This is a genomic window from Rhodoglobus sp. GW821-FHT12B09, from assembly GCF_058809925.1.
Map to the genome: position 1 here is coordinate 65,346 of NZ_JBXATB010000001.1, position 12,139 is coordinate 77,484.

General features: G+C 70.1%; 12 protein-coding genes. All 12 read left to right on the forward strand.

Going from position 1 to position 12,139, the window contains the following annotated elements; translation table 11 throughout:
- The first annotated feature begins 230 nt into the window (after positions 1–230).
- On the forward strand, positions 231–767 hold the full coding sequence (locus AC1RTC_RS00315) for a prepilin peptidase (protein ID WP_493153455.1): 537 nt from the start codon (positions 231–233) through the stop codon (positions 765–767).
- Positions 768–854: 87 nt separating this feature from the next.
- Positions 855–1,043: a Flp family type IVb pilin gene (locus AC1RTC_RS00320; protein WP_493153456.1), complete on the forward strand. Its 189-nt coding sequence runs from the start codon at positions 855–857 to the stop codon at positions 1,041–1,043.
- A gap of 81 nt (positions 1,044–1,124) precedes the next feature.
- Entirely contained in the window at positions 1,125–1,523 is a 399-nt protein-coding gene (locus tag AC1RTC_RS00325) for a TadE/TadG family type IV pilus assembly protein (protein ID WP_493153457.1), read from the forward strand.
- The gene (locus tag AC1RTC_RS00330) at positions 1,511–2,530 is read left to right on the forward strand and encodes a TadE/TadG family type IV pilus assembly protein (protein ID WP_493153458.1); all 1,020 of its coding nucleotides are present in this window, start codon (positions 1,511–1,513) and stop codon (positions 2,528–2,530) included. The genes AC1RTC_RS00325 and AC1RTC_RS00330 overlap by 13 nt, the downstream gene beginning before the upstream one ends.
- 27 nt (positions 2,531–2,557) lie before the next feature.
- On the forward strand, positions 2,558–3,271 hold the full coding sequence (gene cpaB / locus AC1RTC_RS00335) for a Flp pilus assembly protein CpaB (protein WP_493153459.1): 714 nt from the start codon (positions 2,558–2,560) through the stop codon (positions 3,269–3,271).
- Entirely contained in the window at positions 3,268–4,443 is a 1,176-nt protein-coding gene (locus AC1RTC_RS00340) for a CpaE/TadZ family protein (protein ID WP_493153460.1), read from the forward strand. The genes cpaB and AC1RTC_RS00340 overlap by 4 nt, the downstream gene beginning before the upstream one ends.
- A complete protein-coding gene (locus AC1RTC_RS00345; RefSeq protein ID WP_493153461.1) occupies positions 4,440–5,915 on the forward strand; it encodes a TadA family conjugal transfer-associated ATPase in 1,476 nt (491 codons plus the stop codon). Before AC1RTC_RS00340 ends, AC1RTC_RS00345 begins: the two co-directional genes overlap by 4 nt.
- The gene (locus AC1RTC_RS00350; protein ID WP_493153462.1) at positions 5,915–6,877 is read left to right on the forward strand and encodes a type II secretion system F family protein; all 963 of its coding nucleotides are present in this window, start codon (positions 5,915–5,917) and stop codon (positions 6,875–6,877) included. The genes AC1RTC_RS00345 and AC1RTC_RS00350 overlap by 1 nt, the downstream gene beginning before the upstream one ends.
- Positions 6,878–6,889: 12 nt before the next feature.
- Entirely contained in the window at positions 6,890–7,750 is an 861-nt protein-coding gene (locus AC1RTC_RS00355; RefSeq protein WP_493153463.1) for a type II secretion system F family protein, read from the forward strand.
- Between the two features lie 411 nt (positions 7,751–8,161).
- Positions 8,162–9,385, forward strand: coding sequence for an HNH endonuclease signature motif containing protein (locus AC1RTC_RS00360; RefSeq protein ID WP_493153464.1), 1,224 nt, complete (start codon positions 8,162–8,164; stop codon positions 9,383–9,385).
- 150 nt (positions 9,386–9,535) lie between these two features.
- On the forward strand, positions 9,536–10,552 hold the full coding sequence (locus tag AC1RTC_RS00365; RefSeq protein ID WP_493153465.1) for a TerC family protein: 1,017 nt from the start codon (positions 9,536–9,538) through the stop codon (positions 10,550–10,552).
- A gap of 432 nt (positions 10,553–10,984) precedes the next feature.
- On the forward strand, positions 10,985–12,061 hold the full coding sequence (locus AC1RTC_RS00370; protein ID WP_493153466.1) for an FHA domain-containing protein: 1,077 nt from the start codon (positions 10,985–10,987) through the stop codon (positions 12,059–12,061).
- Positions 12,062–12,139 lie beyond the last annotated feature (78 nt).

Sequence of the window (12,139 nt, forward strand, 5' to 3'; positions counted from 1 at the left end):
CGCCCCCCCCCCCCCCCCCCCCCCCCCCCCCCCCCCCCCCCCCCCCCCCCCCCCCCCCCCCCCCCCCCCCCCATCCTCGGCTTCCGTCCTGCTCGTTCGTCTAGGGGCAAACGCTGAGGACGAGGGTGGCAGACAATGCGGCCTCGTGTATATGGCGCGACGATATCTGTTCTCCCCATCGTGAGCAGACGCGGCCCGCGCTGCGCACCGCCTCCGCCATACTGCTCCCCATGCGAACAGCGATCGCGGGATGCACGGCAGCAGCCGCCGCGATCACCCTGTGGCGCCTCGGGGGCAGCTGGGCGCTGCTCCCGTTCCTGGGCCTCGTCGTGGTGGGCGCCGCGCTGGCGTGGATCGATCTCACGCAGCGGCGGCTGCCGAACCGCATCGTGCTGCCGGCGGTGGGGGCATCCGTGCCCCTGCTGCTCGGTGCTGCAGTGCTCGACGGCGGCCTGTCGAGGTGGCTCACCGCGCTCGCCGGCGGGGCGGCGCTGTTCGGGCTCTACCTCGTGCTCGCGCTCATCTCGCCGCAGGGAATGGGCCTGGGCGATGTGAAGCTCGCGGCGCTCGTCGGCCTGTACGCGGGCTACCTCGGCTGGACGGCCCTCGTGGTGGCGGCGTTCGCGGGGTTCCTCCTGGGCGGGGCGGTCGGGCTCATCGGCATCGTGGCGCGAAGGGCGACGCGGAAGACCGCGATTCCGTTCGGCCCGTGGATGCTCCTCGGCCTCTGGATCGCCGTCGCGTCAACCCCCTTCGCCACCCCCTAAGGCGGGCCATATATCGGTCGGTGAAAGCGCTACAGTTCAAGTGCGCCAAGGGGGGCCATCGCGCATTGACATGCAGGGGGAACTGTCATGTTCAACACCATCACCAAGCTGTTCGTCGACGCCCGCGCTCGCCTTACCCGCGAGGAGACCGGCGCCACCGCTGTTGAGTACGGCCTCATCGTCGGCCTGATCGCCGTCGTGATCGTCGCCGCCGTCGCGCTCCTGGGCACCAACCTCCAGGGCTTCTTCGACGACATCAACGACAAGCTCAAGTAGCAACTCGCCCTTTCGAGCACGGGCCGCCCCTCGCGGGGCGCCCGCTGCTCTTCGCCTGCGTGTGAACGGGGAGGGTTTGCGATGCGACGGCTATTCAGCAGGGACACCTGGGGGAGCGACCGCGGCGCTGCCGCAGTCGAGTTCGCCCTGGTGTTCCCGGTGCTCATACTGGTGCTCATCGGCATCATCGAGTACGGCTCGGTGTTCAACGCCCAGCTGATGCTCACGAGCGCGGCCCGCGAGGGCGCGCGCACGATGGCCGTCTCCGGCGACGTCGGGCAGGCGCGCACCGCGGTGATCAACGCCGCCATCGGGCTGACGCCGGCGCTCACCGCCGCCGACATCGTCATCACGCCCGGCACGTGCTCGTCGACGACCAACGTCTCGGTGACGATCGACTACGACAAGCCCTACCTCACGGGCATGTTCGGGGCCACGATCGCCCTCGAGGGAAAGTCGACGCGCAGATGTTTCGGCTGAGCCCACTCGTCGCGCCGACGCGCGGTCGACTGAACGATGAGCGCGGCGCGGTCGCGGTGATCGTGGCGATCTCCATGACGGCCGTGCTGGCCATGGCGGCGCTCGTCATCGACATCGGCGCCACCCAGGCCCGCCGCGCGCAGCTCCAAGAGGCGGCGGATGCCGCGGCCCTCGGTATTGCGCAGCAGTGCGCGGGCTCGTCCGGGACGACGCTCGCGGGCTGCGCGTCCACCGTCCTCGCGACCGCGAGCGCGACCGCCGCGGAGCTCGGCACGGACAATCTGGGCGACGCGAGTGTGGGCATCCCGGTGTTCACGTCGTCGACCGTCAAGGTCACCGCGACGAGCACGCAGATCGGGATCTTCGCGGGCCTGTTCGGGGATGCCTCGAAGGGCCTCACGGCCTCCGCCACCGCCCAGTGGACGCAGCCCGTCACGCCGCTGCCGCTCGCGTTCCACGAGTGCGCCCTGCCGGCGCCGTCGGCCACGACCAAGGTGTTCCTGCGCACCGATGCGCTCGGGGTGCTGAACCTCTTCACCACCTCGTGCGGGCTCCTCGGCGATGTGACGGGGGTGCTCGGCGCGAGCTGGGCCGTCGGCGACGACTGCACGTTCGACGTCGACCTGCTCACCTACGTGGGCGGCGTGCTCTCGAACCTGCTGCCCTCCGAGTGCGTCTCGATGGTCAACTCGCTCCCGGGCAAGGAGGTCATCGTGCCCGTGTACAGCCACGCGCTGACCGACATCGTGGTGAACGGCGTGCTGCTCGGCCACGGCTACAAGGTCGAGAAGTACGCCCTCATCCAGCTCACCGGCTACGACTTCCAGAGCCTCAGCCTCGCCGGCCTGAGCCTGGGCGGGCCGAAGAACATCACCGGCAGCCCGAAGTGCCCGGAGCTCCTCGGGCTCGAACTACCCGCCTGCCAGGGCCTCCAGGGCTACCTGGTCGGCTACCTGACACCCGACGAGGCCAAGCAGCGCGTCGCGGGAGTGCAGCTCGTCGCATAACTCAGTACAGAACATGGGGGAATCAGAATGACAACCAGGATCATCGCGGTGGTGCTCGCCGCAGTGCTCGCGGTCGTGGGGGCGGTGCTGCTCATCAGCTACGTCCGCGGCGCGGACGAGCGCGCCTTCGACGGTGCGAAGCTCACCGAGGTGCTCGTCGTGCAGGACGAGATCCCGGCCGGCACCGCCGGCTCCGACCTCGGCACCACGGTCGACCTCAGGTCGGTGCCGGTCGCGTACGTCGCCGACGGCGCCATTACGGATGCCGCGGACCTCGACGGCCTCGTCGCGGCAGTGTCTCTCGAGCCGGGGGAGCAGGTGCTCGCGTCGCGCTTCGTCAAGCCCGCAGACTTCGGCGCGAACGGCGGAACGGTGGCCGTGCCGAAGGGGCTGCAGGAGATCTCGGTCTCCCTCGACGTGCAGCGGGTGGTGGGCGGCGCGCTCGTCGCGGGCGACCTCGTCGGCGTCTTCGGCAGCCTGCCGACCGACAACGTCGACCCCGCCCGCACCCAGCTCGTGGAGAGCAAGGTGCTCGTGACCTCGGTCGTCCACGACAGCACGATCGATCCCGCGACGGCGCAGACCTCCGGCGTGATCCTCGTGAACCTCGCGGTCACGGCCGACCAGGCCCAGCGCATCGTCTACCAGCTCGAGTTCGGCCAGGTGTACCTGTCCAAGCAGACCAAGGACGTGACGGCGCCCGCCGCGGGCGCCGTCACCCGGGGGGTGTTCGCAGGGTGAGCCGGATAGTGCTCGTCGCTCCGGACAGCCGCCTCGAGCGGCAGGTGCGGCTCGTCGTCTCCGAGGAGATGGTGGTGATCCCCGCCACGGACCCCGAGCAGTTCTCGGGCCGCCTGGGCCGCATGGCCGAGCGCCCCGAGCTCATCGTCTTCGGCCACCAGCTGCCGCGCCACCTCGCGCTCGCACTCGCCTCGGCGGGCCGCCAGCACGCCGACTCGATGGCGATCGTCAGCGACGAGCCGGACATCATGGTCGACGCGATGCGCGCGGGCATCAGCGATGTTCTCCCGACCACCGTCGACCTCGACGCGATCGACCTCATGGTGGCGCGCGCGCACGAATTCGCGATGGATGCCGCGGCCGCAGGCCGCCCGGCACCCTCCCTGCGCCGCCTCGGCCCGGGCCGCACCATCGCGGTCGCCTCGCCGAAGGGCGGCGTGGGCAAGACGATGATCGCGTGCAACATCGCCGTGGGCCTGGCGCTGGTGCAGCCGGGGTGCGCGGTGCTCGTGGACCTCGACCTGCAGTTCGGCGACGCCTCCTCGACGCTCGGGCTCGAGCCGGTCTACTTCCTCGAGCACGCGGTGGCGAAGGGGGCCGCGCGCGACTCGCTCGTGCTCAAGACGGCGCTCACGCGGCATCCCTCCGGCCTGTTCGTGCTGTGCTCGCCGGAGTCGCCGGCCACTGCCGACCGGATCACCGCGGCCCAGGTGGGCCACCTGCTGCACCAGCTCGCTGACGAGTTCCTGTTTGTCGTCGTGGACACCTCGCCGGGGCTGCTCGAGCACACGCTGACCGTGCTGGAGCAGGCGACCGACGTGGTCGCCGTGACGAGCATGGACGTGTCGAGCGTGCGCGGCATGCGCAAGGAGCTCGACGTGCTCGACGAGCTGGGGCTGCTGCCCGAGTCGCGGCAGGTGGTCGTCAACCAGGGCGACCGCTCCTCCGGGCTCACGGTCGCCGACATCGAGGCGGCTATCGGGTCGCGCGTCGACATCGTGATCCCGCGCACGAAGGGCGTTGCCGCCGCGAGCAACCGCGGACTGCCCGTGATCGTGGACCAGCCCAGGGACAGGGCGTCCCGCAGCCTCCGGGTGCTCGTCACGCGGCTCTCGACGGAACCGACGAGGAAGGGCTGGCGCCAGGCCAGCCGGAAGGAGAAGGTGTCATGAGCCTGTCTGATCGCCTCCAGGCCGCGCGCAATCAGCGCCCCGCGGGCCAGAGCTACGTCCCCCCGCCCGAGGTCGCCCTGTCCGACGACTTCTACGACGACGTGCCGCGCGCCGCAGTCCACGACCCGGGCACTGATCTCAGTACCGACGAGCTCGTGCCCGACATCGAGCGCGGCTTCGACGACGCGCCCGTGATCAGCGACGAGGCCCGCACGGCCGCGACGGAGGCGCTCTACGAGCGGCTCGGCACCCGCCTGAACGACCCGAACCTCAGCGAGCAGCAGCTGCACGCGATCGCGCGGCAGGAGCTCGCGTCGATCATCGACCTCCAGGCGGCGACTCTCGATGACGACGAGCGCCAGGCGCTGATCCGCGACCTCGCGGACGACGCCCTCGGCCTCGGCCCGCTCCAGCGCCTGCTCGACGACCCGACAGTCACCGAGATCATGGTCAACGGCGCCGACCACCTCTACGTCGAGCGCAAGGGCCGCCTCGTGCGGACCGCGAACGGCTTCCGCTCGGAGGAGCGCCTGCGGCGCGTCATCGAGCGCATCGTTTCACGCGTGGGCCGCCGCATCGACGAGTCCTCACCGCTGGTCGATGCCCGTCTCCCCGACGGCTCACGCGTGAACGCCATCATCCCGCCGCTCGCCGTCGGCGGCTCGTCGCTCACGATCCGCAAGTTCGCGAAGGAGCCGCTGCGCGCCCACGACCTCGTGGAGTACGGCACGCTCACGGCCGACATGACGGAGATCCTGAACGCGTGCGTGAACGCGCGGATGAACATCATCATCTCCGGCGGCACCGGGACGGGAAAGACGACACTGCTCAACGTGCTGTCGTCGTTCATCCCGGCGGACGAGCGCATCGTGACGATCGAGGACGCCGTCGAGCTGCAGCTCCAGCAGGAGCACGTCGTGCGGCTCGAGAGCCGGCCGAGCAACATCGAGGGCAAGGGGGAGATCACGATCCGCGACCTCGTCCGCAACGCACTGCGCATGCGCCCCGACCGCATCGTGGTCGGCGAGTGCCGCGGCGGGGAGAGCCTCGACATGCTGCAGGCGATGAACACCGGCCACGACGGCTCCCTCTCGACCGTGCACGCGAACTCGCCCCGCGACGCCATCGCGCGCCTCGAGACGCTCGCGCTCATGGCGGGCATGGACCTCCCGCTGCGCGCCGTGCGCGAGCAGATCGCCTCTGCCGTCGACGTGATCATCCAGGTCAGCCGGCTCCGCGACGGCAGCCGCCGTGTCACCCACATCACCGAGGTGCTCGGCATGGAGGGCGACACCGTCACCCTCCAGGACGCCTTCGCCTTCGAGCAGGCGGGCCTCGACCTCGACGGCCACGTGATCGGGGAGGCCAAGTACACCGGCGTGCGCCCGCGGTTCACCGACCGGTTCGTCGAGCTGGGCATCCCGTTCGACAAGGGCCTCTTCATGGCGGAGCCGTTGGAGGGGTGGCGCTGATGGAGCTCTGGATCGGCTTCGCCGTCTGCGCGCTGGCCGTCGTGCTCGGCCTGTTCGCCCTGCTCTCGTCGCGCACACCCCTGTCGCGGGGGCGCGGGTCCCGCCTGGCGCGGAGCCCCCGCCTTTCTCGCACGGATGCCCTGCGCCTGCTCGGCGACCGTGCGGCCAACGTGACCGATGCCGCGATGCAGCGACGCGGCCTCTCGTTCGTGACGATCGACGACCTCGAGCTCGCGGGCGTGCGGATGCGCCCCGGCGCCTACGTCGTGGTGCTCGCCGTGATCACCATCGCGGTCGCGCTCCTCGGGGCCGCCGTCGCGGTCTCGGTGGGCTCGCCGCTCGCGTGGCTCGTCTACGTGGTGCTCGTGGTCGCGGTTCCGCTGGGCGGCCGTGCGGTGCTCGGCTACCGCACCCGGAAGCGCCGCGCGCGGTTCGCCGACCAGCTCGACGACACGCTGCAGCTCATCTCGAGCGGCCTGCGGGCCGGTCACAGCCTGGCGCGCGCGATCGACGCGGTCTCGCGCGAGGCCGAGTCGCCCACCGCCGAGGAGTTCGCCCGCGTCATCAACGAGAACCGGCTCGGCATGGACCTCGGCGAGGCGATCATGCGCGCGGCGCGTCGGATGAAGAGCGACGACCTCGCGTGGACGTCCCAGGCCGTCGACATCCACCGAGAGGTGGGCGGCAACCTGAGCGAGGTGCTCGACCACGTGTCGGAGACGATCAGGGAGCGCAATCAGATCCGCCGCCAGGTCGCCACCCTCAGCTCGGAGGGCCGCATCTCGGCGAACGTGCTCATGGCGCTGCCGATCGGTATCGCGATCATCCTGAGCGTCGTCTCGCCGGGCTACCTCACGATCTTCTTCACAACGACGATCGGGCTCGTGCTCATCGTGGTCTCGATCGTGCTGTTCATCGTCGGCGCCGTGTGGATGCGCTCGATCACGAAGATCAAGTTCTAGGGGGACCGCACCATGGACACACTGCTGATCGCGATCGTGGCGGTCGTGCTCGTCGCCGCGGCGCTGCCGGTGCTCGCCTTCGCCCTCGCTCCCGGGGCGGGGCGCGCGCCGCTCTCGGTGCGGGCGCGTGCGCTCGTGCATCCCGCAGCCCGTCCTTCGGGGCCGCGCTACCTCGCGCCGGCCGCCCTGGTCGCCCGGGTCGAGCGCAACCTCGCGCTCGCGGGCCTCGCCACGGCGTGGTCGGTCGGGAAGATCATGCGGACCAAGGTGGTGCTGGCGGGCGTTGCGCTCGTACTCGGAGTGCTGTTCGTCGCGCCGCAGCCGTCGCCGTTCCGGGTGCTGCTCGCGCTCGCCGTGCTGGTCGTTGCCTATTTCGCCCCTGACCTGGTGGTGTGGGGGCGGGCGCAGGAGCGCCAGGACACGATCCGCGAGGAGCTCGCCGACACCCTCGACCAGATCACGATCTCGATCGAGGCCGGGCTCGGGCTGGAGACTGCCATCATCCGGGCGGGCGAGCACGGCACCGGGCCGCTCGCGCAGGAGCTCATGCGCACCATCCAGGACATGCGGGTCGGCCTCTCACGCAAGGAGGCGTACACCGCGCTTGCCGAGCGCACGAGCGTGACCGATCTCAAGCGGTTCGCGCGGGCGATCATGCAGGCCGACGCCTACGGGGTCTCGGTCTCGAACGTCGTGCGCACCCAGTCGAAGGACCTGCGGGCGAAACGGCGGCAGCGCGCGGAGGAGAAGGCGATGAAGGTGCCGGTGCAGGTGCTGTTCCCGCTCATGCTGTGCATCCTGCCGGTGCTGTTCATCGTCGTTCTCGGGCCGGCGGTGGTGAACCTCGTGATGGTGTTCGAGGGGGTGCGGTAGCGGCGGGGCTGCCCGACCTCTTTGGGTGCGTCGCTGCCCCGGCTGTCGCTCCCTGAGCCCTGGTTCCTGGGTCCTGGTTCCTGGTTCCTGGTTCCTGGTTCCTGGTTCCTGGTTCCTGGCTCCTGGCTCCTGGCTCGTGGGTCCTGGTTCCTTACCCCTTACCCCTTACCCCTTACCCCTTACCCCTGGCGCGGCGGCGCGCTCGCGTGTTGCCCCTCCTCGCGGGCTGCCCTTCCAGCGTCCGTGGTTGCCCTTCCCGCGCGCTGCCTTCCCGCGTCCGTGGTTGCCCTTCCCGCGCGCTGCCCTTCCCGCGTCCGTGGCTTCCCCTCCCCAGCCTTCGTCGTGGCAAAGCCCTCCACCCCCGCACCCTCCACCGGCGGAAATGTCGGTGGTCTACTGTCTAATACTGGTATGAGCTTGATGGATGCGCCGACGGGCATGCGGGGGAGCATGGCCGACGCCCGCGCGGAGATGCTCGATTCACTCATCGGCATCGATGCGATGATCTCGACGCTCACGGCTGCGCGCACCGAGATGCTCGAGTCGCTCCGCGTGTGGAGCGAGCTGGAGGAATCCGCCGCCGCGCACTCCACACCCGCCACTCGCGACATGTCGTTCCGGTCGCTGCGCGCCGAGGTGTCGTGCGCGCTTCGAGTGCCGGAGCGGCAGGTCGAGCGGCTATTCGGCGAGGCGCGGATGCTCATGCGCGACCTGCCCCTCGCCATGGACGCGCTGAGGGCGGGCGAGATCAGCTACCGCCACGCACAGGTCGTCGTCGACGTGGGTGCCGGCCTCGAGCCTCAGCAGCTTCACGCATTCGAGAAGGCCGTGGTGCCTGTGGCGACGACGAGCACAGCGGCCTCCTTCGGCCGGGCGGCCCGCAGGGTCCGCGAGGGGCTTGACCCGTCCACGATCGCCCGGCGCACGAGAGCGGCCGCGGAGAACCGCGAGGCCGTGATTGTCGCCGGTCGCGACGGAATGGGCGACCTGATCCTGCACCTGCCCATGCACGAGGTGCAGGCGATCTTCTCCCGCGGCACCGAGCTGGCGAAGAGGTTGCAAGGCCCCACGGAGCCCCGCACGCTGGCGCAGCTTCGCGCCGATGTGCTGCGGGATGCCCTGCTCACGGGCACATTCGAAGCGTCAAAGGGCCGTCGGCTCCGCTCCGATGTGCACGTCACAGTGCCGGTGCTCTCGCTGCTGGGCAAGTCCGACGTGCCGGCGATCCTCGACGGCTACGGGCCGATCTCGATCGAGACCGCCCGCGAACTGGCTGCCGACGCCCCGAGTTTTGTGCGCATCCTCACCCACCCGGAGACCGGAGCGGTGCTCTCCGTCGGCAAGGAGCGCTACTCGCCCCCGGCAGACTTGAAGGCCGCCACACGCGTGCGCGGCTCGACCTGCGCCTTTCCCACCTGCGAGCGACCGGCGGAGTTCTGCGATCTGGACCACATCCGCGACTGGGCCAAGGGCGGCACGACGAGCGTCGACAATCTCGCCTTCCTGTGTCGAGGGCATCACTCCCTCAAGCACGCCAGCCCCTGGGAGTATGCCCCGGCACCGTCTGGCGCGGGCTACGACTGGGTTTCGCCCGCCGGAAAGATCTACCGAGCGCCGGGCGCTGACACGTCGTGAGCCTGTAGCATTGCGGTGCGAAGGGGAGTATCCCACCTCGCTGGGCCCGTCAGTACGTTCTGCAGCGATGCAGTTCCGGGCCAGCGGCAGACGAGTGAAACGGCTGCGGGAGAGACTTTCGGTTGTTTCCCGACCCCTCCTCCTGAACGGATGCGCGTGCTCCACTTCTTGACTACCGGCGAAAGCCCCCTCAACCCCACCTTCGAGATCGTCACTCTGGTCGTTCTCGTGCTGATCCTCGTCGCGGACCTCGTGCTGGCCTACCGCCGTCCCCACGTGCCCAGCACGCGAGAGTCCGCCCTGTGGGTGAGCCTCTATGTGGGCCTGGCCCTGGTCTTCGCGCTGCTCATGCTCATCCTGGGCGATGCCGAGCACGCCGGTCAGTTCATCGCCGGCTGGGTCACCGAGTACAGCCTGTCGATCGACAACCTCTTCGTGTTCGTCATCATCATGACGAGGTTCAGCGTGCCCCGGAAGTACCAGCAGGAAGTGCTGATGGTGGGCATCGTGATCGCGCTCATCCTGCGTGGCATCTTCATCCTGCTCGGCGCGCAGCTCATCGAGAACTTCTCGTGGATCTTCTACATCTTCGGCGCGTTCCTCGTGTACACGGCGATCCAGCAGGTTCGGGAGAACCACGACGACATGGAGGACACCGAGAGCGGTGTCATCCGGTTCCTGCGCAAGCGCATCCCGATCTCGAACGAGTTCGACGGCGGCAAGCTGCGCACCGTGATCGACGGCAAGAAGGTGTTCACTCCGATCCTGGTCGTCTTCATCGCCATCGGGACGACGGACCTGATTTTCGCGCTCGACTCGATCCCGGCGATCTTCGGAATCACGACCGACCCGTTCCTGGTGTTCACGGCCAACATCTTCGCGCTCATGGGGCTGCGGCAGCTGTACTTCCTGCTCGGCGACCTCATTGACAAGCTCGTGTACCTGCACTACGGGATCGCGTTCATCCTCGCCTTCATCGGTGTGAAGCTCGTCTTCCATGCGCTGCACGAGAACGAGGTGCCGTTCATCAACGGCGGGCGCGGCGTGGAGTGGGCGCCGGAGATCTCGACCTGGACCTCGCTCGCGGTGATCATCGCGTCGATGGCGGTGGCAACTATAGCGAGCCTCATCAAGATCCGGATCGACAAGAAGCGCGTCGCCTCGTAGCTGTTTTTCTCTCAGTTCCGAATCGTTGGTAGCTTGTCAAACATGACGCCCTGCCCCAACTGCGGATACGTGTCGCGTCCCGGTGCGATGTTCTGCGGGTCCTGCGCGTCCCGGCTTGACGCAGCGGCGGCTGGTGCTGGTGCTGCTGGTGCTGGTGCTGGTGCTGGTGCTGGTGCTGGTGCTGGTGCCGGTGCTGGTGGTGGTGGTGCTGGTGGTGGTGGTGCCGGTGCCGGTGCCGGTGCCGGTGCTGCTGATGCTCCCGGCGCTGCTGCTCCCGGTGCCGCTGGTGGTCCTGCGCCTGGCGCCGATGCTGCTTCCCCGGCTCCCGCGGCCCCGCCGGCCCTCGTGTCGCCGCCGCCCGCGCCGGCCCCGCCCCAACTCCCGGTCGCGGGGGAGACCAGCGGATGGGGCGCCCCCGCCGACGCGTCGCCCGTGGTGGAGCCCGTCGCTCAGCCTGCGCCGCCCGTGGGCATCGCGCCGCCGCCCGGCGGCCTCACGGCGCGGCAGTCGACAAACGCGTTCCTCTTCACCGGGCTTCCGATCGCCAGCGAGATCCCCTCGCTCCAGGTCGTCGCGCCGCCGCCCCCGGTCGCGGAATCGCCGATTGCGCCGCCGCCGGTGGTCAAGTTGCCGGAGATCCAGTCGCCGGAGATCCAGTCGCCGGAGATCCAGTCGTCCGTGATGCCTGCGGCGGTTGTTGCGCAGGCTGCGCCGACCGCTCAGCCTGAGCCGACCGCGCAGGCTGAGCCGACCGCGCAGGCTGAGCCGACCGCTCAGCCTGAGCCGACCGCGGAAGCTGCGCAGGAGGGCGCGGTGCCGTTCGTCGCCACGCGGCCGGAGCATCGGGCGGAGCCGGAGCACGCCGCCGCTCAGCCGGAGCCTGCGCCTGCTCCTGCTCCTGCTCCTGCTCCGCCGGAGCCTGCCCCCGCCCAGCCGGAGCCCGCCCCCGCCCAGCCGGAGCCCGCCCCCGCCCAGCCGGAGCCCGCCCCAGCCCAGCCGGAGCCCGCCCCAGCCCAGCCGGAGCCCGCCCCCGCGAGCCCGGAGCCCGAGGCATCCCGCACCCCCGCCCCGGCCACCCCCGCCCCGGCCCACGACACCGCAGACCCCTACGCCACTCCCGACGACGAGAACGACGACGAGAACGACGCCACCGTCGTCTCCGACCGGCGCTCGGCCACCGGGTGGCGGATCGTCCTCGACGGCGGGGCGCAGCAGGGCGTCGGCGGCCAGGTTCTCGTGGGGCGACAGGTGAAGGCGGCCGACCCGCGCTGGCCCGCGGCACGGCTGCTCTCCGTCGCCGACACCACGAAGTCGGTCTCCAAGGTGCACGCCCTCCTCGAGGCCGACGCGGCAAACTTCTGGGTGACCGACCTCGGTTCCACCAACGGCGTCATCATCGCGCTGCCCAACGGCTCGGAGCTCGTTCTGGCCGCCGGCGTGCGCGGCGACGTGCCCGCGGGCTCCGACCTCGTGCTCGGCAACTACGTCATCAGAGTCGAGAAGGACTGAGCTCGGCAGGCCGGGTGGTAATCTCGATCCATGCAGTTCGGTCGACTTCTTCGTCGCCGCGACGAGGCTTAGCCCCCT